Origin of the sequence: Streptomyces sp. CMB-StM0423 (genome assembly GCF_002847285.1) — a bacterium.
GTDB lineage: Bacteria > Actinomycetota > Actinomycetes > Streptomycetales > Streptomycetaceae > Streptomyces.
Genome location: NZ_CP025407.1, coordinates 961,309 through 982,656, shown reverse-complemented (window position 1 = coordinate 982,656; position 21,348 = coordinate 961,309). Strand labels below are relative to the sequence as shown.

20 protein-coding genes are annotated in these 21,348 nt (G+C 74.2%); 17 read left to right on the top strand and 3 right to left on the bottom strand.

What is annotated here, in order from left to right:
- Positions 1 to 42: 42 nt before the first annotated feature.
- The 17 genes from CXR04_RS04115 to CXR04_RS04030 all read left to right on the top strand — a co-directional run bounded on the left by CXR04_RS04115 (position 43) and on the right by CXR04_RS04030 (position 18,053).
- Complete coding sequence (locus CXR04_RS04115; RefSeq protein WP_234380050.1) at positions 43 to 762, top strand: ScbR family autoregulator-binding transcription factor; 720 nt, start codon at positions 43 to 45, stop codon at positions 760 to 762.
- Entirely contained in the window at positions 759 to 1,436 is a 678-nt protein-coding gene (locus CXR04_RS04110; RefSeq protein ID WP_101420535.1) for an NAD(P)-dependent oxidoreductase, read from the top strand. The genes CXR04_RS04115 and CXR04_RS04110 overlap by 4 nt, the downstream gene beginning before the upstream one ends.
- Positions 1,417 to 1,797 carry an SCO4402 family protein gene (locus CXR04_RS04105; RefSeq protein ID WP_101420534.1) on the top strand — a complete coding sequence of 127 codons (381 nt, stop codon included), beginning with the start codon at positions 1,417 to 1,419 and terminating at the stop codon, positions 1,795 to 1,797. Before CXR04_RS04110 ends, CXR04_RS04105 begins: the two co-directional genes overlap by 20 nt.
- 256 nt (positions 1,798 to 2,053) lie before the next feature.
- Positions 2,054 to 2,911, top strand: a complete 858-nt coding sequence (locus CXR04_RS04100) for a DMT family transporter (protein WP_101420533.1) — start codon at positions 2,054 to 2,056, stop codon at positions 2,909 to 2,911.
- 1,012 nt (positions 2,912 to 3,923) lie between these two features.
- Positions 3,924 to 4,190, top strand: a complete 267-nt coding sequence (locus CXR04_RS04095) for a hypothetical protein (protein ID WP_101420532.1) — start codon at positions 3,924 to 3,926, stop codon at positions 4,188 to 4,190.
- A gap of 2 nt (positions 4,191 to 4,192) precedes the next feature.
- Entirely contained in the window at positions 4,193 to 5,356 is a 1,164-nt protein-coding gene (locus CXR04_RS04085) for a hypothetical protein (protein ID WP_234380049.1), read from the top strand.
- A 104-nt stretch (positions 5,357 to 5,460) separates the two neighbouring features.
- Positions 5,461 to 6,753, top strand: coding sequence for a M20 metallopeptidase family protein (locus CXR04_RS04080; protein ID WP_101420531.1), 1,293 nt, complete (start codon positions 5,461 to 5,463; stop codon positions 6,751 to 6,753).
- A gap of 130 nt (positions 6,754 to 6,883) precedes the next feature.
- Positions 6,884 to 7,723 (top strand): alpha/beta hydrolase, encoded by an 840-nt coding sequence (locus tag CXR04_RS04075; RefSeq protein ID WP_101420530.1) that lies wholly within the window; start codon positions 6,884 to 6,886, stop codon positions 7,721 to 7,723.
- Between the two features lie 63 nt (positions 7,724 to 7,786).
- Entirely contained in the window at positions 7,787 to 9,691 is a 1,905-nt protein-coding gene (locus CXR04_RS04070) for an SMI1/KNR4 family protein (protein ID WP_101420529.1), read from the top strand.
- Between the two features lie 101 nt (positions 9,692 to 9,792).
- A complete protein-coding gene (locus CXR04_RS04065; protein ID WP_101420528.1) occupies positions 9,793 to 10,155 on the top strand; it encodes an NADH-quinone oxidoreductase subunit A in 363 nt (120 codons plus the stop codon).
- The gene (locus tag CXR04_RS04060) at positions 10,146 to 11,363 is read left to right on the top strand and encodes a hypothetical protein (RefSeq protein WP_101420527.1); all 1,218 of its coding nucleotides are present in this window, start codon (positions 10,146 to 10,148) and stop codon (positions 11,361 to 11,363) included. The genes CXR04_RS04065 and CXR04_RS04060 overlap by 10 nt, the downstream gene beginning before the upstream one ends.
- A complete protein-coding gene (locus CXR04_RS04055; protein WP_101420526.1) occupies positions 11,356 to 12,291 on the top strand; it encodes a complex I subunit 1 family protein in 936 nt (311 codons plus the stop codon). The genes CXR04_RS04060 and CXR04_RS04055 overlap by 8 nt, the downstream gene beginning before the upstream one ends.
- Before the next feature lie 48 nt (positions 12,292 to 12,339).
- A complete protein-coding gene (locus tag CXR04_RS04050; protein ID WP_101420525.1) occupies positions 12,340 to 12,903 on the top strand; it encodes an NADH-quinone oxidoreductase subunit J in 564 nt (187 codons plus the stop codon).
- A complete protein-coding gene (gene nuoK, locus CXR04_RS04045; RefSeq protein ID WP_101420524.1) occupies positions 12,900 to 13,205 on the top strand; it encodes an NADH-quinone oxidoreductase subunit NuoK in 306 nt (101 codons plus the stop codon). Before CXR04_RS04050 ends, nuoK begins: the two co-directional genes overlap by 4 nt.
- Positions 13,202 to 15,112, top strand: coding sequence for a proton-conducting transporter transmembrane domain-containing protein (locus CXR04_RS04040; protein ID WP_101420523.1), 1,911 nt, complete (start codon positions 13,202 to 13,204; stop codon positions 15,110 to 15,112). Before nuoK ends, CXR04_RS04040 begins: the two co-directional genes overlap by 4 nt.
- Positions 15,113 to 15,120: 8 nt before the next feature.
- Positions 15,121 to 16,626, top strand: a complete 1,506-nt coding sequence (locus CXR04_RS04035; RefSeq protein ID WP_101420522.1) for a complex I subunit 4 family protein — start codon at positions 15,121 to 15,123, stop codon at positions 16,624 to 16,626.
- Positions 16,627 to 16,643: 17 nt separating this feature from the next.
- Entirely contained in the window at positions 16,644 to 18,053 is a 1,410-nt protein-coding gene (locus tag CXR04_RS04030; RefSeq protein ID WP_199850384.1) for an NADH-quinone oxidoreductase subunit N, read from the top strand.
- A 27-nt stretch (positions 18,054 to 18,080) separates the two neighbouring features.
- Here CXR04_RS04030 and CXR04_RS04025 read toward each other — a convergent pair whose 3' ends face one another.
- From CXR04_RS04025 to CXR04_RS04015, 3 genes are all read right to left on the bottom strand, one after another.
- Entirely contained in the window at positions 18,081 to 19,826 is a 1,746-nt protein-coding gene (locus CXR04_RS04025) for a VanW family protein (RefSeq protein ID WP_101420520.1), read from the bottom strand.
- A 130-nt stretch (positions 19,827 to 19,956) separates the two neighbouring features.
- Positions 19,957 to 20,871 carry a M56 family metallopeptidase gene (locus tag CXR04_RS04020; RefSeq protein WP_101420519.1) on the bottom strand — a complete coding sequence of 305 codons (915 nt, stop codon included), beginning with the start codon at positions 20,869 to 20,871 and terminating at the stop codon, positions 19,957 to 19,959.
- Complete coding sequence (locus tag CXR04_RS04015) at positions 20,868 to 21,236, bottom strand: BlaI/MecI/CopY family transcriptional regulator (protein WP_101426177.1); 369 nt, start codon at positions 21,234 to 21,236, stop codon at positions 20,868 to 20,870. The genes CXR04_RS04020 and CXR04_RS04015 overlap by 4 nt, the downstream gene beginning before the upstream one ends.
- Positions 21,237 to 21,348 lie beyond the last annotated feature (112 nt).

Sequence of the window (21,348 nt, the reverse complement as noted above, 5' to 3'; positions counted from 1 at the left end):
CGACCGGCCGGTGACGGACACCCCCGCCCCCTGGCTACTAGCATGGGCGGCTTCCGAGAGCACCTGTTCGAGTCGGAGAGGTCCATGGCGGGAGTGCGGCAGGCGCGGGCGATGCGGACCCGCCAGGCGATCATCACGGTGGCCGCCGAGGTCTTCGACGAATACGGCTACGACAGCGCCAGCCTCAGCCGGATCGTGCAGCGTGCCGGCACCACCATGGGCGGTCTCTACTTCCACTTCGAGTCCAAGCAGGCGCTGGCGAAGGCGGTACTCGCGGAGCAGGGCCCGGAGCAGTGGCTGCTCCCGCCCGGAGCAAACGGGCTGCAGCAGCTCATCGACGTCACCATGCGCCTCGCCCACGAACTCCGCACCAACGTCGTGCTCAGCGCCGGCCTGCGGCTGACGTTCGAGCGCAGCGGCCTGGAGAGGGACGGAGCGACCCTCCACCACCTCTGGACCGACCACCTCCGCAGCCAGATGGCCGCCGCCCGCGCGGCGTCCGAACTGCTGCCGGAGGTCGACGAGGCGGAGTGCGCCCACATGCTGATGGGCGCGTACTTCGGCATCCAGGTGCTGTCGCAGGCGACGACGGGCCGCGCGGATCTGCCGGAGCGGGTGGCGGCGCTGTGGCGGTACCTGCTGCCGGGGACGGCGACGGCGGAGGCGCGCGAGCGGCTGGAGATCCGCCCGTACGAGGACCCGGCCGCCGCCGCGTCCGCGCCGGTACCGCCGACCCGCGGGGAAGCCGAGGCGGACGGATGAGGCTCACGGTCCTGGGGGCCACGGGCGCCACCGGGCAACTGGTGGTGCGCCGCGCCCTGGCCGACGGCCACCGGGTCACCGCGGCGGTCCGCGACCCCGCGCGGCTGCCGGTGACCGGCGAAGACCTGGACGTCGCCACCGTCGCGGACGTCACCGACCCGGAACCCCTGGCCGAAGTGTGCCGGGACCGCGACGCGGTGCTGTCCTGCCTGGGCCCCACCACCCGCCGCGCCCCGCGCATCCTCGCCCCGGCCGCCCACGCGCTGGTCCGCGCGGCGGAGGCGGTCGGCCTGACCCGTACGGTCGTCGTCAGCGCGGCCCCGGTCGGCCCGCCGGCACCGGACGACGGGGTGCTGGGCAGGCGGATCGTCTTCCCGCTGGTACGGGCCGTGTTCAGGGACGTGTACGCGGACTCGGCGGCGATGGAGGAGGAGTTGGCCCGCAGCCCCCTGGACTGGACGGCCCTGCGCCCGGGCCGCCTGACCAACACCCCCGCCACAGGCCACTACCACCACCGCATCGGCACCAACGTCCCCACCACGGGCGCCCTGCCCCGCGCCGACCTGGCCCACGCGATGCTGGACCTGCTCCCACAGGAGGCGACGAGGCGCCAGGTGGTGGGCGTAGGCCCCGCACCGAGGAGAAAAGGGCACCATGGAGAACCCGCCGCTTGAATACCCGGAGCTACGGGCGATTTTCCTGGAGTACCTGCGGGACCTGGGCGATGCTGCCTGGCAGTTTTCATGGTGGGTCGAGCGAGCGTCGGAACCGGAAGCACACAGCTACCACTTTGATCATTTCCTCGACTTCTTCGACGATACCGGCGTTCTGGACGTTCCGGAGCAGAAGATCGGTGGGATGCTCAGGAACGAAGACGAGGTCTCCCTTTGCCGCTCGCTCGGGAAGGCTCTCGATGACGTTCTGGACACCCCGGCTGAGACCACCCGCGAGCTACTGGATCTGCCGGTCTGGCACGAACTGATGCGGGTCGCGAGAGAGACTCATGAGACCTTGACACGGGCCGGTTCCGTTTGATGCCGCCCTTTGCGGAAGCGGTCTCTGTGCCGGCTGCCGCCTGACCGGCCCCCCAGGCGTATTGATCGCGACCGTCAACAACGCTCGTGATCAATACACCTGGCGCTCCGCACGGGAAGTGAAGCGGTGTACCGATGGGCGAGCCAGGGCGAGCCGGAGGGCCGTGGGGGGTGGCGGGGGGTACGGTCCGGACGTAGTGACGCAGATGCTCCCTGATCGGCAGGGTAGCCGGCACCTACCGCGCGGATAACCCGACATGCTCGTTCTCGCCGTAGCCTTCGCGGTCCTCGGTGCCGCCAGCAACGCCGCCGGCACCGCGTTCCAGCGCAAAGCCGCCGCCGCCGTGCCCCAGGGCGGCGGTCTGCGGCTGCTCCTCGCACTCGCGCGCAAGCCGGCATGGCTCATCGGCATCGCCGGGGTCACCGTGGCGGCCGTCAGCCAGGCGGTGGCCCTGGCCAACGGGCCGCTGTCCCTGGTGCAGCCGGTCTTCATCCTGGAGCTGCCCTTCGCCCTGCTGTTCGGTACCTTCCTGCTGCACCGCCGGCTGCCGGAGAAAGGCTGGTGGGCCGTGGCCGCCGTGGTCGCGGGACTCGCGCTGGCGCTCGGCGCCGCCGCCCCGACCGGGGCCCGCGACCTGGCACCGATGACCCGCTGGATCCCGGCGCTGATCGCCTGCCTGGGCGCGATGGCCGCCGCGGCGGCCGTCAGCGTCCGCAGCCCCTCCGGCCTGCTGCGCGCCGTCGTCCTCGGCGCCGCGGCCGCCGTGGGCAACGCCCTGACCGCCGCCCTGCTCAAGACCGCCACCTTCACCCTGATCCACGACGGCCTGCTCGCCTTCCTGACGACCTGGCAGACCTACGGCTTCGTCGTGTGCGGCATCGGCGCCGTGCTCCTCCTGGAGAACGCCCTCCAAGCCGGCTCCCTCGCCGCCTCCCAGCCGGCCCTCACCATCGGCGACGCCACGGTGAGCCTCGCCCTCGGCATCTTCCTCTTCGGCGAGAGCATCCGCCTGGGCTGGTGGCTGCTCCCCGCCTGCATCGGCGTCGCCATCGTCCTCGCCGGCGTCCTCGTCCTGGCCCGAGCCGTCCCCAACGTCCGCGCCGTAACCGGCTGACCCCCCGCCGGCCGGTGGGCACCGCCGTCCGGCGCCTCCGATGCGGCCATTCTTGCCAACCGGCAAGCCGCGGTGCGGTGATGTGCGCGCGACCCGTGTCGTCCCGGGGCACGTCTGATCATGCTGATGACCACATCCATCACGGCCGGTGACAGGAGCCCGGGGCAAGCCCGCGGCTCTCTCCTGCTGCGGTGTCCGGGTCGTGCCCTACCCGCGCGTCTCACGTTCTGCTGCCATGGCGGAAGTGGCGGGGAGGACGGCGTACCGGATCGAGGGGGCCCGGTGGGTACATCGACGCGGTGGGAAGGTCCGTACGGTCAGCGGTGGACGGCCGCGGCGAGTCGATTGCGCCGATGGCGGCCCTGTCAGCAGGGCGCGGACGGGCGGCTTGAGGAGATCGCCCGAGACCACCTGCATGCGCTCCACCGGACCATGCGGGCCGACAAGTCGGCCTTCGGTCTGCACGACGCCACATGTCGGCCGCGGCCGCGCTGGGCGTGCTGGCGCGGCCCGACACGGGCGCGGCCGTGCACGGGGATCCCGCGGGGGGCGGCTGCGCCTGGGACGTCTTGTGCGATCTCTACCGGGTGTTCTTCGCCGGCGTGGCGGCGGAATTCCTCCGGGCCGAGCGGTCTGCCGGACCGTACCCGTTACCAGTGGTGTCCGTGGGCGGACGGCGTCTCCTCCTCCCGGACGGAAGACCTGCGCCCCCTCCAGCGCCGGCTGCTCGAACCGTTCGACTTCACCGGCCTTCTCAGCGACACACCGCTGCCTTCGGATACGGACACCGCCGCTGCGCTGGATGTGGTCGATCAGGGGCGGGCCGAGCTCGCGCGCATGATCAAGGCGGGCGCCGCCGCCGCGCAGGCGTACCGGGTTTCTGAGAGTTCCCTGTGAATGGCGGCTTCGGCCGCCGACGGCCGGGTCGGGTCCTAGGCTGAGCTTTTTCGATCAACTCCTGTGGGAGCGAGGGGCGTTCGCGTTGGGCGATTTGGTTATCCGGGGCACCGTCATGGAGGACCTCAGAAAGACATTCAGCACGATCACCCGCCGCATGGAGAACGTCCGGAAGGTGATCGGCGGCGCCGATGGGGACGCCGTGGGGGACGGGAAGCTGGTCGACGAGGTGCACGACTTCGCCGACGAGTGGAAGTACGGCATCACGCAGATCGGTGAGACCACCGCCGCCACCGTGGACATGATCGACGAGATCGCCACGAAGTTCGACGAGCTCGACAAGGACCTCATGGAGACCCTGACCGAAGCGAAGGCCGGCTGACCGTGGCACCACCCGACCCCGCGCGCAGCTTCCCCACCCTCGGCTTCGACCCGACCCCCGGCGACGTGCACCGCACCAGGAGTCTCGCCAAGCGGATCGGGGGCGTCGCCGGTGAACTGCGCGACACCGTTGCCGATCTGGAGCGAATATCGTGCGGTGCGTGGAAGGGGAAGGCCGCCGTCGCCTTCTCCGGCTACGTGTCGGACGACGTCACGCCCAAGCTGCGGGAGGCCCGGGACTCCTTCCTTCGGAGGGAGGCTGACGGCATGGACTGGTATCCCGACGGGGACGAGACCCTGCAGTACCGGACGGGGGTGCACTTCGCCGCCGGCGTGGCGCCGCGTGTCGCGCGCGCACGCTGGTTCCGGGACACCGGGCGCCGCGACATCCAGCGCGAGCTGCAGGAGCAGGCGGGCTGGCCGGAGGGTCCGGAGTTCACCGTACGCCCGGCGGCCGAGCGGGCGGCGCGGCGTACGGGCCGGGTGCTGGGCGTCGGAATCCCGGCCGTCCTGAACGTCGTCGCGAACGCGCTCGGCGGCGGCGGCTCCCCCTTCGGCAGCCCGTCCGTGCGGGGCCGCCCGGACGAGCCGGAGAACGAGGTCGACGACTTCCCCGTCCTGTGGGCCGACCCGGGCACCCTGGCGCGCGGCGCACCCTGGCAGCTCGACCCGTCGCGCCGGCCGGACACGTACCGCACGCACGTGGCGCTCACCGAACGGCGCCTGGTGTTCCTCGGCACCACCGTGGGCTCGATCGGCCGCGCGGACGTCCTGTGGGAGGTGCCGCGCGACGCCGTCGCGGAGCTGCGGCGGATGCCGTACAGCGAACTGGAGTCCGACGTACGCCTCACCTTCGCCGACTCCTCCTGGATCCGGCTGACCGCGATGAACCCCGACGACGCGGCCCTGCTGATCCGGCATGTGCAGGGGGCGGTCGGCAGTCTGCAGCAGTCGGACCTGACGGAGGGGCAGCGGATCCGCGTCGACCGGTTCGTACGCGACCTGCCGGAGAACGCGGAGCCGCCGACGTTCACGGTGCTGCCGAGCGGCATCGTCCAGGTCTGCTGCCAGGTCCCGGCGAAGGCGGCGCCGGGACTCTACAACACGCACGCGATCCTGATGGACTCCGCCGGCGCCCCCGCCGAGCCCCGCCCCGGCGACCTCTGACCCGTCCCGGCCGGTCACCCGATCGCGCCTCCGGGGGCGGTGGTGCGGCGCCCGCGTCCCTAGCGTGGGGTGCGGGCAGGACCGCCCGCCGAGGGAGCCGGGACATGAGCAGCGATCCCATCCACGCCGAGGTCGACCGGCGGTGCGCCGCGATCGAACCGCAGGTCGTCCGGTGGCGGCACCACCTCCACCGGAACCCGGAGCTGCCCAACCGCGAGGCCGGGACCGCCGGACTGATCGCGGACCACCTCGCCTCGCTGGACCTCGACGCGGTCCGCACCGGTGTCTCCGGACATGGCGTCGTCGGCGTCCTGAGGGGCGGCGCGCCCGGTGACGGCCGGGTGGTCGCGCTGCGCGCCGACATCGACGCGCTGCCCGTACGGGAGGAGAGCGGCGAGAGCTTCGCCGCCACCGTCGTGGACGAGGACTACCCCGGCGGGCCGTTCCCCGTCGCGCACGCCTGCGGCCACGACGGGCACACCGCGATGCTCCTCGGCGCCGCCACCGTCCTGGCCGGGCTGCGCGACCGGCTGCCCGGCACCGTGCTCTTCGTCTTCCAGCCGGCCGAGGAGGGCGCGCCGGCGGGCGAGAAGTCCGGCGCGAAGGAGATGCTCGCCCAGGGTGCGTGCGACGACCCGGTGCCGACGATGGCCTTCGGCATGCACCTGGGCCCGCTGCCCGACAAGCACGTCGGCTACCGGGTCGGCAACCAGTTCGCCGCCTCCTGCATGGTCAGGATCGTGCTCACCGGGCGGCAGGTGCACGGTTCCACCCCGTGGGAGGGCGTCGACCCGGTGCCCGCGGCCGGCGCCGTCCAGGTGGGCATCGGCCAGATGTACCGGCAGGTCTCGGCCTTCGACCCGATCACGGTCACCATCGGGCACATCGAGGACGTCGGCAGGTTCAACATCGTGCCCGGCGAGATCACGCTGTGGGGGACGATCAGATGCGTGGCCGGGGCCGGCATGGGTGATGTCCGGAGGCGGCTCACCACGCTCGCGGAACAGACGGCGGCCGCGTACGGCTGCACGGCCTCCGTGGAGTATCTGCAGGACGTGCCGGCCGTGCACAACCGCGGGGAGTGGATCGACGCGGTCCTGCCGACCGTCGCGCGTGTGGTCGGCGAGGATGCGGTCTTCGAGACCCCGCCGACCCTCGGGTACGACGACGTCTCCGAGTTCGTCAACAGATTCGGGGGCGTGTACCTGATGCTCGGCGCGCAGGACGGCCGGCTGGCCGACGACGGCGGGCTGGAGCCCGTACCGGGCGGGCGGGGGCTGGTCTCCAACCACAACCCGCGGTTCTACGTCGACGACGACGCCCTGCTGTCCGGGGTGCGTCTGCACTGCCACGTGGCCTACGACCACCTGACCGGCGCGCTCCTGCCCCGGAAGTGACCGCGGCCGGAGCGAGGGCCGGCGGGTCGCGGCGCATCGCTGACTCCGCTTCCCGTGATGTCCGAATAGTCTGAAGTCTCCTGCGCGAGAGCCTGCGCGCACGGCGCCGCCGGAGAGATCGGACGGGACGATGGACCAGACCGCATCACCACCGGACACGGTCGTACTCATCCACGGCCTCTGGATGACGCCCCTGTCGTGGGAGCACTGGGTCACCCGCTACGAGCAGCGCGGCATGAAGGTGATCACGCCCGGCTACCCGGGGATCGAGCAGGGCGAGGCCGGCGTCGAGGCGCTGCGCCGTGACCCCTCGCCGCTGGCGGGGCTCGGCGTGCGCGAGGTCTTCGACCACCTGGCCGGGGTCGTGGCGGCACTGGACACGAAGCCGGCCCTGATCGGCCACTCGTTCGGCGGCACCTTCGTGCAGCTTCTCCTCGGCGCCGGGTACGGCGCGGTCGGCGTGTCCATCGACGGTGCGCCCGTCAAGGGGATCAGGGCCCTGCCGGTCAGCGAGATCAGGGCCACCTTCCCGGTCCTGCACAACCCGGCCAACAAGAACCGTGCGGTGCCGATCACCGAGAAGCAGTTCCACCACGCGTTCACGAACAACCTGAGCGAGGAGGAGTCGAAGGCCGTCTACGACCGCTACGCGGTCCCCGTCTCCGGCCGGATCCTCTTCCAGGGCGGCTTCGCCAACGTCACGCCGCACGCCGCGACGGCCTACGACTTCGCCGACCGCGACCGGGCGCCCCTGCTGTTCATCGCCGGCGGCAACGACCGCATCCTGCCGCCGGCCGTGCAGCACGCGAACTACCGGAAGAACGAGAAGCACGGCGGGGCCATCGTGGCGTACCGGATGTTCCCCGGCCGCAGCCACTACACCTGCGGTGAGGACGGCTGGGAAGAGGTCGCCGACTTCGCGCTCGACTGGGCGATCGAGCCCGCGCCCCTGCACATCGACGCGAACTGAGTGCGACGGAGCGGGACGCCGCCGGCGGCCGGGCTGTCAGTGCCGCGTGGCAGTATCCCGGGCATGAGCGGCGACGGGTTCGACTGGCACGGGTTCCTTGGGCGTTGGCAGGACGAGTGGGTTCCGCGTGCGGACGAGGAGGAGGACGACGAGGGCGGTGAGGAGGCCCGCTTCGTGCTGGGGCGGGCCGGGGCGGCGGAGGCGGTGATCGTCGCGGCCGAGGCGCGGCTGGGGCTGCGGCTGCCGGACTCGTACCGGGAGTTCCTGGCCGTCAGCGACGGGTGGCACGTCGATCAGACGGCCGGGGTCTATCAGCTCGGGGGCGCCGCGGACATCGACTGGTTCCGGGATCCGTACGACCAGAGTTCCGTGTACGAGGAGCACCTCGGCGACGATCCGCGCGCGGAGGACGTGCTGCTGTCCGGGATGTGGCGGCGGGCGGTGCGTCTGGAGACGGACTCCGACATGTCGCACGCGCTGCTCGATCCCGGTGACGCCGGCCGGGACGGCGAGTGGGCGCTCTACCTCTACCACGGCTGGAGCGGCGAACAGCCCGACCGCTACCCGTCGTTCCGCGCATACATGGAGGCCATGTACCGCGGCTTCCACCGCGACCGGGCCGAGCGCGCCGACTTCGTGAACGCGACGACCCGTGCCCAGGACGCCCGCGTGGCGGACGCCCGCCGGCTGGCACTGCGCGGGCGGTACGAGGAGGCGGTGTCCCTGCTCGAAGAGACGGCGTCCTACGGCCGGCCCGGGAGCGCCGTCCTGCTGAACCAGCTCCAGTACCTGGGGGCGCCGGGGAGTCCGCGGGCCTACGGCGACCTGGTGGCCGACCCCCGCTACCAGCCGGAGTTGCTGCCCGTGGAGGCCGCGACGCAGGGAAGGGACGGACGGCCGGACGGGGACGACCAGTGGCTCCGGATGATGGTCGCCCGCGGCGTCGACCGGGAGACCGCCGAGGCGGTACTGAACGCGATGCGGAACGGGACCTACGTCTACGCGCCCCCCGGCCCCTGGGGCCGGGCCGTCGCCGAGGCCCGGGAGGCGGCCCGCTGGGGCCTCACCGACGACGCGTGGCGGATCCTGCGCGGCGCGCTGCCGTCGTGGGAGGCGCCCGGGCCCTCGCTGATCACCCCGCTCGGCCTGCTCGCCGACCCGGTGCTGGGCCCGCTGGTCACCCCCGAGCGCGGGCGGGAGATCCTGGCGACCCCGCGGGCCGGGGAGAGCGGACCCGCCCCCGAGCCGGTGCCCGACCTCGACCCGCCGGGCCTCGCCTGGCTGGCGGAGCGGGCGGCGACCCGGCAGCCGTGGGACGGATACCGCGCTGTCTGGATCGAGGGGGCGGACCCCGCCGGGCTGCCCGCCCTGATCGGCGAAGAGGGTGCCGGGCTGAGTGCGCCCACGGATCCGCGCACGGCGTCCTGGGGGGCACCTGGTCCCCACGAGCGGGAGGGCGTGGAACTCTGGGAGGACCGGCCCGTGGTCGCCGTCGGCCGCACCGCGGAAGGCTGGGCGTTCGCCGTCGACGTCAACTCCCACCGCCATCTGACCGGCCTGTTCCGCTCGCCGGCCGCGGCCGCCTCCGCGGCCGGCCGCGCGGCGGTGGTCTGGCGCGAACCGACGAGCCGGTCCCCGGCCGACCACCCGACCGCGTTCCACCTGTCCGTGGCCGAACAGGGCGAGGAGCTTTGGGCGTTCACCGTACGAGGCACGAAGGCCGAGCGCTCCGGCGCGATACCCGACGCCCTGGACCCCGCCCGGCTGTTCCGCCCGGAGGACACCGAGCAGGAGCAGGAAGTGCGGGTCCTGGCGGCACTCCACACCGAACTCGGGCTCTCGCTCCCGCGCTTCGCGCTCACCCAGGGCAGACTCCCCGTCCTCACCACCCGGTCCTGGACCCGCGAGCCCCGCGAGGGCGAGGGGTTCGGCTACGCCTACATTACGATGGGCCCGCACCGGACCTGAACGCCCGCCTCGGCGGGACCGTTGTGCCTATCCGTTGAGATGACGGCGCATCACCCTCCGTTGTCGGCCGTGGCGTCCCGCCGTGACGGTGTGTGTCGGGCATGATGCTCGGCGTGGCGGTATGGGAGCCGGTGGCGGTGCTGCTCGGCGTGGTGGTCGGCGGGGTCGCGGCGCTGCACGGGCTGGGCGCGTGGCTGCGGGGCGGGCTGGGGGCGCTGGAATCGGGGCCGTTCAGCGGTGGACTGCCGCCCGCGGAGCACGCGTCGTCCCGGTTCCACGTGCGCTGGTATCCCGTGACGATGATCTTCCTGGCATTCGACATGGAGATGCTCTTCATGTACCCGTGGGTGCGCGTCGTCAGCGAGGTGGGCACGCCGGCGGTGGTCGAGATGTTCCTCTTTCTGAGCATCCTCTTCGCGGCCGTCGTCTACGCCCGGCGCGAAGGCGCGCTGCGGTGGGCCTGAGGGAAGCGCTGCGCCGCATCGGCACCCGGCATCCCGCCGTCCTGCTGGCCGTCCACCCCGGAGGTACGAAGACGCGGCTGGCGGTGGAGGCGGGGCTACGGCGACGTGGCTGGCCGGTGGCCGCGAGCCCGGCTGCGGCGAGCGGGCTGCTGGTCGTCGGGTCGGGCGGCGCCGGGGCGGGGGAGTGGACGGACGCGCTCTGGCGGCAGCTCCCGTATCCCAAGTCCCGGTCCGCGGTGACCGAAGCGGAGGGCGTCGAGACGGCGCTCGACGGACTGCTGCGGACGCTGACCGCACCCGCAGGTGCGGGTGTGGCGGGCCACGTGGGCCCGGGGGAGGGCGAGGCACGCGGGCGGCTCCGTGCGGGGCCTGGCGGCCACGGCGCGCACGATGCACACGCCGCGCATCTCCCTCACGCCGGGCCCGTCGCCGGGTTGCCCATGGCCGAACGTGCCGACGACCGCGACGGGCTCCGTCTCGACCGGCTGCATCTGCCGCTCGGGCCCGGGCTCGCCGACTGGCCCGCCGGACTCGTGCTCGACGTCGCCCTGCAAGGGGACGTCGTGCAGCACGCCGAGGTACGTATCACCGCGCCCGCCGCGGAGGAACTGCCGTACTGGGACGAGCCGTGGCTGCGGGCCGCCCGCGGCGAGGAGGTCGGGCGCGGCGCCGCCCACCGGCGGTGCTGCGCCGCGCACCTGGACAGCATCGCGCGGCTGCTCGCCGTCTCCGGGTGGCCCGATCCCGCCGCCCGCGCCCGCCGGTTGCGCGACGCCGTGCTCGACGGGGCGCCGGGCCAGGAGTGGGGTGCGGAACTGGGGCGGCTCGGGCGGCGCGTGCGGCGGTCGCGCTTGCTGCGGGAGCTGACGGCCGGGCTCGGCGCGTTGCCCGGCGCGCGGGCGCGGCGGTTCGGGGTGACCGGTCCCGCGCTGGCCGCGGACGGCGACGCGTACGACCGGCTGCTCACCTGGCTCGACGAGGCCGCGCTCTGCGCCGCCGGCGTCGACGACGACCGGCCCCTCGCCCCGCATGGCCAGCATGACAAGCAGGGCCCGCGCGGCCGCCTCGACGGCCCGCGGCCGCCGTCGCAGGCGCTCCTGGACGCCCTGCCCGGCCTGCTGCGCGGCGCCGAGTTCACGTCCGCCCGCGTGATCGTGGCCAGCCTCGACCCCGATCTCGACGAACTGGCGGTGGCCGCGCATGGCTGACACCGCGCCCGTGTGGGCCGTCGTGCTGCTGCCGTTCGCCCTCGCCGCCGCGGCGGTCCTCGTCGCCGGCTTCGACGCCGTGCTGGCCGCCGCGGCCGAAGGCGGCCGCCCGGGCCGCCCCCTGCGCGCCGCGCCGGCGCCGCTGCGCGCGGGGCTGCGGCTGCTGGGCCAGCAGCCGCGGCGTACGACCGCGGGCGACCCGTGGCTCGGCCGCATCGGGATCGCGCTCGTCCCCGTTGCCGCCGTGCTCGCCGGCGCCGTGCTCCCGTGGGGGTTCCGGGCCGTCACGGATCCGGTCGTGGGCGTGGTGTGGTTCAACGCGATGGAGGCGCTGGCCTGGGCCGCGGTGTGGCTGGCCGGCTGGGGGCCGAACTCGGCGCTGTCACTGGTCGGCGGCTACCGCTTCCTCGCCCAGGGCCTGGCGTACGAGCTGCCGCACATGCTCGCCCTCACCACCGCGGCGCTCGGCGCGGAGTCGCTGCGGGTCGGCGAGGTGGTGGCGGGGCAGCGCGGGCTGTGGTTCGCGGTGTGGATGCCGGTGGCGTTCGCCGTGTTCCTCCTGAGCGCGCTGGCGATGGCCTTCTGGGGCCCGTTCGACCACCCCCTCGGCCGGGACGCCGCGGGCGGTGCGGCCGCCGAGTACGCGGGCGTGGACCGGCTCGTGCTGCTGGCCGGGCGCTGGCTGCTGCTGGTGGTCACCGCCGGGTTCAGCGTGCCGCTGTTCCTCGGCGGCGGGCACGGGCCGTGGCTGCCGGCGTGGGCGTGGACGCTGCTGAAGACGGCCGCGGTGCTCGGCCTGCTGGTGGCCGGCCGGCGGCTGCTGCCGACGCTGCGGATGGAGCGCTATGTGGAGTTCGCGTGGACGGTGCTCGTGCCGCTGACCCTGCTCCAGGCTCTGGCCGTCGCCATCGTCGTGCTCGAACGGTGAAGGCGCGACCGGTGAACGCGCGATCCATGACGGAGGGAGACCGGAAAGATGCCCGATGACGTGGTGTTCTGGGTGCTCGCCGTGCCCGCAGTGGCGAGCGGGGCCATGGTCTTCCGCTACGACTCCATGGCCCGCGCGACGTACGCGCTGCTGCTCTCCCTCCTCTGCGTCGGCGGCCTGGTCATCCGGCTCGGCCTCGACTACCTGGGCGTCGTCGTCATCCTCATGATGACGATCGAGATGGCCCTCATGGCCGTGTTCATGGTGATGTTCATGATGAACCCGGCCGGGCTGCTGCCCATGTCGATGGTGCACAACAAGCGGGGCGCGGCCGCGGTCAGCGCCGCCGTCTTCGTCCTGCTGGCCGCCGGCATCGTGCTGGCCCCCTGGCCGGGGCGGCGCGGGAAGCCCGACGCCGACCCGACGATGGCCCTGGGCGAGTCGCTGATGGGCCCGCACATGCTGACGATGATGACGCTGGGCCTCGCCCTCTTCACCACCATCGTCGCCACCGTCGTGCTCGCCACCGGCCGCGGCCGCTACGACCGCTTCGGCGACGACCTGTGCGCCCGCCGCCCCGCCGATCCCGTACGCCCGGGGGCGCGCCGGTGACGCTGGAGCCGCTCCTGCTCGTGGCCGCCGCGCTGTTCTGCGTCGGGCTGTTCGGCGCGCTCTCGCAGCAGTCCGTCGTGATGCTGATGATGGGCCTGGAGCTGATGCTCGGCGGCGTCATCCTCGCCGCCGCCGCGGTCTGGCACTTCGTCGCGCCCGCCGCCACCGACGGGCAGGTGCTCGTCGTGCTGGCCGTCACCGTGATGGCGGTGGAGATGGCCGTCGGCTTCGCCGTGGTCACGGCCCTGTTCAGGACCCGCGAGGTCGACATGACCGACGACGCCGCGGAGTTGAAGGGGTGAGCGCGGCGCTGTGGGCGCTGGTCGCCGTGCCGCTCGCCGCCGGGACGCTGCTCGCCGCGATCGGGCGCAGGGCCGACCGGTACGCGCCCGCCGTCGCCGTCGGAGCCTCCGCCGCCGCCCTCGCCCTGGCCGGCTACGCCGCCGCGGCCCCGGCGGCGGTGCGGGCGCCGCTGCTGGCGGGGCTGCCGTTCGGGCTCGGCGCGCACGGGCTGTCCGGGCTGATGGCGGTGACCGTCGCCGCCGTCACCCTGGCCGTGCTCGTCCACAGCGCCGGCGACGCCGGCGCCGGGCAGCCGCGCGCCCGCTTCTTCGGCCTCATGCTGCTGTTCGGCGGCGCCATGCTGATCACCGTCACCGCCACGACCCTGCCGGCGCTGCTGATGGGCTGGGAGTTCATGGGCGCCACCTCCTGGGCCCTGATCGGCTTCCGGTGGCACGATCCGGTACGGACCGAGGCGGCCGGTGTCGCCTTCCTGACCACCCGGGCCGCCGACCTGGGGCTCTACCTCGCCGCCGGCGCGGCCCTCGCCACCGGCCAGGCGTCCGGTCTCACGCTCGACCGGCTGCACGAGGTGCCCGCCCCCTGGCTGCACCTGCTGACCGCGGGCGTCGTCGCCGCGGCGCTGGGCAAGTCCGCCCAACTCCCGTTCAGCTTCTGGCTGTCACGCGCCATGCAGGGCCCGAGCCCCGTCTCGGCGCTGCTGCACTCCGCGACGATGGTCGTCGCCGGCGCGTACCTGCTGCTGCGGTTGCAGCCGCTGCTCGCCGCCTCCGGCTGGGGTGACGACACGGTGGCCTGGACCGGCGCGGCCACCGCGCTCGCCCTCGGCCTGGTCGCGGTGGCGCAGCGCGACCTCAAGCAGCTCCTCGCCGCGTCCAGTTGCGCCCAGATCGGCTTCATGGTGCTCGCCGCGGGTGCGAGCGGGACCACCGGCGGCACCCTGCAACTCATGGCGCACGCCGCGGCGAAGAGCCTGGCGTTCCTCGTGGCCGGCTTCTGGCTGACGGCCTTCGGCGCCGGTACGCTGCCCGCGCTGCGCGGCGCCGCCCGGCGGAACCGGGTCGCGGGAGCGGCGTTCACCGTGGCCGCCCTGAGCCTCGCCGGGGTGCCGCCGCTGTCGCTGTGGGCGGCGAAGGACGTGCTGCTGGCCGGGGCGCTGGAGCACAGCCCTGCGCTGTACGCGGCGGGCCTGGCGGCGGCCGTCGTCTCGGCGGTCTACGCCGTCAAGGCCCTCTGGTACGTATGGCGCCCGCCCGAACCCGCACAACTCCCGGCCCCGGCACCGCCCGCGGCTGCGGCCGGACGAAGCGGAGCCGGGCCACCGGACCGCGGCCCCCGTACCCTCCCCGCGCCCGGGACAGTGGCGTGCGCCGCGCTCGCCCTCGCCGTCGCGGCCCTGGCGGTCCTCGCCCTGCCCGGGCCGCGCGCCGCCCTCGCCGACCGGATCGGCGCGGGCGGCGAAGCCGCCCCGTACGCCTGGGAGTTCGTCCTCCCCGCCGCCCTCGCCCTCGCCGCGTCCGCCGCCGCCTGGGCATGGGGCGACCGCCGCAGCCCCCTGCCCGCCCGGCTCACGGCAGCCGCGTCCGCCTGGCTCGGCCTGGAGGCCGCGGTCCGCGCCGTTCTCGTACGCCCCGTGCACCGCCTCGCCGCCACACTGGCCGCCTTCGACGACCGGGTGCTCGACCGCGGCGTCGACGGCCTCGCCCGCGGCACCCTCCGGCTCGCCGGCGGCGTCAACCGCGGTGCGGAGGCGGCCGTCGACGGCGCCGTCGAGGGCATCGGCGCCCTGAGCCGCGCGCTGGGCCGGCTCGCCCGCCGCCCGCAGACCGGCCAGGTGCACACCTATCTCGCCCAGGCCGTCGCGGCCTTCACCGTCCTCGCCGCCGTCTTCGTCCTCGTGAGGTGACTGCCCCCGTGCTCACGGCCATCGTCTTCCTCCCCGCCGCCGCGGCCGGCGCGTTGCTGTGCGTGCCGCGCGCCGCCGGCCGCCGGGTCTTCCTCCTCGCCTGGGCCGCCGTGTCCGCCGCCGTCCTCGCGCTGACCGTCGCGCTGTGGCTCGGCTACGACCACGGCGGCGGCATCCAGTACGAGACGAACGCCCGCTGGATCCCCAGCGCAGGCATCGGCTACCACACCGGCGTCGACGGCCTGTCGCTCCCGCTGCTGGCCCTGACCGCCCTCCTCTTCCCGGCCTGCGCGCTGTACGCGCTGCGCGAGACCCGCCGGGTACGGGAGTTCGCCGCCCTCTTCCTCTTCCTGGAGACCACCTGCCTCGGCCTCTTCGCCTCGCTCGACCTCATCCTCTTCTTCGTCTTCTTCGACCTGTCGATCGTCGCCATGTACTTCGTCATCGCCGGCTGGGGCCACCCGGGTGCCGCGCGCGCCGCGCAGAAGTTCTTCCTCTACACCTTCCTCGGCTCGCTCGCGCTGCTCCTCGGCTTCATCGGCCTCTCTCTCGCCGCCACCCCGCACACGTTCGACATCGTCACCCTGGCCGAGGAGAACCCGCTGGCCGGGCGGTCCGGCTACGGCGCCCTGGTGCTGCTGGCGATCGGCCTCGGGCTGGCCGTCAAGACGCCGACGGTGCCGTTCCACACCTGGCTGCCGCCGGCCCACACCGAGGCCCCCGCGGCCGGTTCGGCGATCCTGGCCGGGGTGCTGCTGAAGATGGGCACCTACGGGTTCCTGCGCATCGCGATGCCGCTGCTGCCGGGGTCGTGGCGCACGTACGCGGCCGTCTTCGTGGTCGTCGGCGTCGTCTCGGTGCTCTACGGGGCGCTGGTGGCCCTGGCGCAGACGGACTTCAAGCGCATGATCGCGTACACCTCGGTCAACCACATGGGTTACATCCTCCTGGCCCTCGGCGCGGCCGCCGCGCTGGGCGAGGACACCGCGGCCGCCCGCCGGCTCGCCGTGACGGGGGCGACGTACCAGATGGTCAGCCACGGGCTGCTGACCGGCGCGCTGTTCCTGCTCGCCGGCGTCCTCCACGAGCGCGGCCGCACGTACGCCATGGGCGCCTACTCCGGCGTCGCCTCCCGCGCCCCGGTCTTCGCCGCGCTCACCGGAGTCGCCGTCTTCGCCTCCCTCGGGCTGCCCGGGTTCTCCGGCTTCATCGCCGAGTTCCAGATCCTCGCCGGCAGCCTCGGGCCGCGCCCGGTGGCGACCGCGCTTGCCGTGCTCGGCATCCTGCTGACCGCCGCGCTGCTGGTGCGGGCGCTGCAGCGGATCTTCCTCGGCCCGCTGCGGCTGCCCGACTCGCCCGGCACCCCGCGGCCGTTCCCCGACCTGCGCGCCCACGAGGCGGCGGCGATCGTCCCGCTGCTGGCGCTCGCCGTCCTGCTCGGCGTCTTCCCGCGCTTCGTCCTCGACGTCATCGAGCCGTTCTCGCGCGGCGTCCTGGAGCTCGTCGCCCGGTGAGCGGGACGGCGAACGGCATGCATGAGAACCCGCTCGACCTGCTGCCCGAGGTGCTCCTCGCCGGCTCCGCCGTGCTCGGCCTGCTGCTCGGCGCCTGGCTGCCGCGGCACCGGCAGTGGCTGGTCGGCGCACTGGGCCTGGCGGCGTGTACGGCGGGGATCGCCGCGGCTGCCGTGGCGGCGGGCGGCGGGCCCATGGCCGCCTTCAACGGTGCCTTCGCCGTCGACACCGTGACGTCGGCGAGCCGCGTCGTCATCCTCGCCGGCACCGTGATCGTGCTGCTGCTCGGCTTCGCCCCCTTCGGCGGGGACGCGCGCGAGAGCGAGTTCCACGTGCTCGTCCAACTTGCCGCCCTCGGCGCCCTGATGCTCGCGGGCGCCCAGGACCTGCTGCTGCTCGCCGCCGCGTACCTGCTGGCGAGCGTGCCCTCGTACACCCTGGCCGGCTTCCGCAAGGACGCCCCCGGCACCGAGGCGGCGCTGAAGTACTTCGTCACCGGCGCCCTGCTCGGCGTCGTCATGCTCGCGGGCATCACCGTGCTGTACGCGGCCGGGCGCGCCAGCGCGTACCCCGCGCTCGGCGACGCACTGCCCGGCGCCCCGGTCGTCCTCGTGATCGCCGGCACCGTCGGGCTGCTGGCCGGGCTGCTCTTCAAGACCGGCGCCGTGCCAGGACACTTCTGGGTGCCCGACGCCGTCGAGGGCAGCAGCCCGCCGGCCGCCGCGCTGCTCACCACCCTGCCCAAGGTCGGCGCGCTCGCCGCGCTCTACCGGCTGGCCGCCGTGCCGCTCGCCGGCACCGGGGTGCCCTGGGACGAACTGCTCGCGGTGCTCGCCGCCGCGTCCATGACGCTCGGCAACCTCGCCGCCTTCTTCCAGACCGACGTCAAACGGCTGCTCGCCTACTCCACCGTCAGCCAGGTCGGCTACCTGCTCCTGCCCGTCGCCGTGGCCACCCGCGCCGACGAGGCCCAGCGGGCGCTGCTGTTCTACCTCGCCGGCTACGCGGTGACGAACCTCGGCGCCTTCGCCGTCGTCTGCGCCCTGCCGCACGCCCGCACCCTGGCCGACTACCGCGGTCTGCTGCGCGCCCACCCCGGCCTCGCCCTCAGCCTCGCCGTGTGCCTGCTCGGGCTCCTGGGCACCCCGCCCACCGCGGTCTTCCTCGGCAAGCTGGAGGTCTTCACCGCGGCCGTCGACGGCGGTTACCTCTGGCTCGCCGTCCTCGCCGCGGTCAACACCGTGGCGTCCCTCTTCTACTACCTGCGCTGGATCCGCCCGGCGTTCGCCGGCGCCGCAGGACCGGGGCCGCAGCCGCTCGTCCGGCCTGCCGCCCTGACCGCGTACGCCACGGCCGCAGTCTCCGTCGCCCTCGGCGTGGCCGCAGGCCCGGTCCTGGACCTCCTCGGCGGACCGCTCACCCGCTGACCGGCCACCCGCCGACCGGCCGCGCGCTCACTCGCAGGTGACGCTGTCGCGCGGGGTGTACGTCGTCGTGAACGTCTCCCGGTCGACCTCCCGGCCGCCGGACCTGAATATCCGCTCCACCTCGACGTCGAAGCCCTCCAGCGGGGTCTGCGGCTCGCAGGCTTCCGCGTCGCCCGTGCGGGTGCCCGCCTCCACCACGTTGGTCCGCGGCCCCTTGACCGACTCGATCTCGTCGTACTTCCTGGTGCCGAGGAAGGAGATCGTCACGGAGTCCTCCGTGGCGCTCGCCTCGACGTAGATCGCGTTGCCCGAGTCGTTCCGGAACTTGAGGTCGAGGCTGCCCCAGGCGACGGTCGCCTCCCGCCCCTCCGGGTAGCGCTCGATGTAGAACGAGTGGGCCCCGTACTCCTCGAAGTCGACGCCCGCGAAGAAGGCGGCGTTGAAGACGGTGGTCGCGACCGCCGAGACCCCGCCGCCGGTGGCCCGCGTGTACTTGCCGTCCAGGATCATGATCCCCTCGACGAACCCGTTGGCCTCCGTCCGCTCGCCCACGGTGTCGTTGAAGCTCCAGGTCCCGTCCGGGAGCACGACCGAGCCGTCGATCAGCTTGGCGGCCTGGCCGACGTTCTGCGTGCGGTACGGGGCCGGGGGGAACTCGACGGTGAAGCTGGACATCTGCTCCTTGATGCCCAGCCGGCCGGCGTTCTCGCCGGTGAGCTGCGGCTGGTCGACCCGGGCGCCCACGGGCCCCGTACGGGCGTCCCCACCCTCCTCGGGCAGCAGCTCCAGCACGGCCTTCGCCAGCGCCTTTTGGGTGATCTCGCGGCCCTCGGTGGCCTCGGAGGCGACCACGACCTGCTCGCCGTCCCAGCGCAGCCGGGCGTTCTCGGCCTCGCCGCCGACCTGCTCGACCTGGGCCGCGACCTCGGGCGCGCGGAAGAGCCCGCGGCCGTCGAGCCGGGGCGTCAGCCGGTCCGACTCGTCCGGCTCCATCGCGAGGTGCTCGCCCAGCACCTCCGGGGCGATCTCGATCTCCCCGCCGCCCGGGACGGTGAGCGTGACGGGCCCGGACATGGCCGGAGCGGCGAACCGGGCCATGGCGCGGTCGACTTCCGCCGCGCCGACCGCGGGCTCGGTCTCGCGCACCGGGAGCACCAGCGGGTCGTCCTCCCGGTCCGGGGCGGCGTCCTCCAGCTCCGCCAGCGCCCCGTCCACGTCGAGCGACCTGCCGGCGCGCGGCTGCACCGCCGCGGGCTCGCCGTCGTGGAAGGCGACGGACCCGTCGCGCACCTTGCGGTCGTACGACTCGGCGAGGCCGGCGAGCGCCGCGCGGCCCTTCTCCCCGTCCACGCGGATCACCGGCGCGACATCGCCGCCGCCCCCGGAGAAGAGCCGGCCTATGACGGTCAGCGGGCCGGAGCCGGACTGCGCGGCGTCGTCCACGGTCGCCTCGGCGTCCAGCGTGACGCCCGCCGCCCGGGAGTCGAGCTCGCCTGCCTCGTCGCCCATGCGCACGGGCAGGCGGTCCGGTACGAACTCCGCCCGGTTCCGCTCCAGCTTCTCCTGGGCCTCCGTACGGCTCATGCCCCCTATGTCGAGGTCGAGCACGCGGGTCCCGGAGGGTATGTCGTCACCGTCCACCAGCAGGCCGAGGACGTAGAGGAAGCCGAAGACGACCGCGACGGCTGCGGCCGCGACGCCCGCCACCAGAGGGGGGCGGAAACGGCCGGCGGGCGGGCTGTCGGGCGCCTCGCGACCCGGGGAACGGAGCACGAACTCTCCTCTGCGTGGCTCGACCTCTGGCCGTCGGCTGTTTTCCGCTAAGTACCTTAGCGGACGTCTCCGACAGCCCGGCCGGGCGGGGTGGCGGTGGTGGACGGGGCCCGGCTGCCGCTGTCCGCGCTCAGCCCAGCGCCGGGCCGCAGGCCAGCAGCAGCGGCGGTAACGGCGCGGCGAGGGAGGCGGCGACCAGGCTCCAGCCGGTGACGCGGCGCGGCTTGTGCTGCGGCGCCAGCATCCGGCGCAGCCGGATCAGCGCCCCCGGGCCGCCGGCGCCGAACGCCGCCTCCGGGGCCTGGCCCGCCGCGACCTCGTACATCGCGGTCGCCAGCACGTCGCGCGGGTGCGAGGACATCGCGCGGTCGTCCGCGATCATCTCCAGCAGCAGCGCGGTCTGTTCGCGGCCGAGCCGGGCCAGCGGCAGGCCGGGGAAGGCGCGCTGGAACGCCCGGGTGGTGGCGTGCAGCAGGTGGTGACGGCCGTCGAGGTGCGCGCGCTCGTGCGCCAGCACGGCCCGCAACTGCGCGTCGGTCAGCGCGTCGAGCGCCCCCTGCGTCACCACGATGCGCCGGGACCTGCCGGGCAGGCAGTAGACGGCCGCCGCGGGGTGGTCCACCACCGTCACCCCGTACTCGGGGGCCGGGCGGCCGACGGGCGCGAGCATGTCGAGGGAGCGGCGCCGCGCACGCGCCGTCTGCCGGAGGCAGTGCAGCAGCCAGCCGGTCGGTACGAGGACGACGACGAGCGGCGGCAGCAGGGGCAGGGCGTCCGCCGCGGTCGGCGCGGCGCCGCCGGTGGCGGCCCGGGACAGGCCGCAGACGCCGAGCAGCCCGGTGAGGCCGCCGTGCATGTGCTGCTCGGCGAGGGCCAGTTGGTAGACCGCCGACGCGGCGGTGACGACGAACGCCGCCATCAGCCCCTGCCAGACGACCACCGCGGCCTTCGGCGCCCGGTACGCCCACCGCGCCCCGGCCAGCGCATACGGTGCCACCGCCCCGGCGAGGGCGGCGTACGCGGCCAGCGCGAGGACGGTGGTCACGGGCCGGTCCGCCGCTTCGCCGACCGCAGGGCGGAGCGCAGCGCGTCGACGTCCGCCGTGGACATCTGCGCCACGAAGCTCATCAGGGCGCCGGCCGGGTCGGGGTTGCTGCCGAGCGCGTCCTGCATCAGCGCGGCGGTGTACTCCTGGCGGGTCAGGGTCGGCTCGTACAACCAGGCCCTGCCGTCCTTCGCGCGCCGGAGGACCCCCTTGCGGTGGAGGATGTCGGCGACGGTCTTGACCGTGCTGTAGGCGAGGGGCCGCGTCTTGTTCAGGTCCGCGAGGACGTCGCGCGCCGTCGCGGGCCGCCCCCAGCCCCAGAGGCGTTCCATGATCTCCGCCTCCAGCTCACCCAGACGTCGCACGCTCGCTCCCTTCGGGCCCGGCCCGGCGGTGGGCCGCGGCATCGGCGCGGCCTCATCGTAGTCGCGGCTCCGGCCGGGAAGCGGGCCGGGGCGACGGTGGTCGTTAAGGAAG

Coding starts and splice junctions, on each gene's coding strand:
- CXR04_RS04095 (WP_101420532.1), top strand. CDS start 3,924: ATGGAGGACCTCAGAAAGACATTCAGCACGATCACCCGCCGCATGGAG.
- CXR04_RS04080 (WP_101420531.1), top strand. CDS start 5,461: ATGAGCAGCGATCCCATCCACGCCGAGGTCGACCGGCGGTGCGCCGCG.
- CXR04_RS04065 (WP_101420528.1), top strand. CDS start 9,793: ATGATGCTCGGCGTGGCGGTATGGGAGCCGGTGGCGGTGCTGCTCGGC.
- CXR04_RS04105 (WP_101420534.1), top strand. CDS start 1,417: ATGGAGAACCCGCCGCTTGAATACCCGGAGCTACGGGCGATTTTCCTG.
- CXR04_RS04030 (WP_199850384.1), top strand. CDS start 16,644: ATGCATGAGAACCCGCTCGACCTGCTGCCCGAGGTGCTCCTCGCCGGC.
- CXR04_RS04115 (WP_234380050.1), top strand. CDS start 43: ATGGGCGGCTTCCGAGAGCACCTGTTCGAGTCGGAGAGGTCCATGGCG.
- CXR04_RS04070 (WP_101420529.1), top strand. CDS start 7,787: ATGAGCGGCGACGGGTTCGACTGGCACGGGTTCCTTGGGCGTTGGCAG.
- CXR04_RS04050 (WP_101420525.1), top strand. CDS start 12,340: ATGCCCGATGACGTGGTGTTCTGGGTGCTCGCCGTGCCCGCAGTGGCG.
- CXR04_RS04110 (WP_101420535.1), top strand. CDS start 759: ATGAGGCTCACGGTCCTGGGGGCCACGGGCGCCACCGGGCAACTGGTG.
- CXR04_RS04075 (WP_101420530.1), top strand. CDS start 6,884: ATGGACCAGACCGCATCACCACCGGACACGGTCGTACTCATCCACGGC.
- CXR04_RS04100 (WP_101420533.1), top strand. CDS start 2,054: ATGCTCGTTCTCGCCGTAGCCTTCGCGGTCCTCGGTGCCGCCAGCAAC.
- CXR04_RS04055 (WP_101420526.1), top strand. CDS start 11,356: ATGGCTGACACCGCGCCCGTGTGGGCCGTCGTGCTGCTGCCGTTCGCC.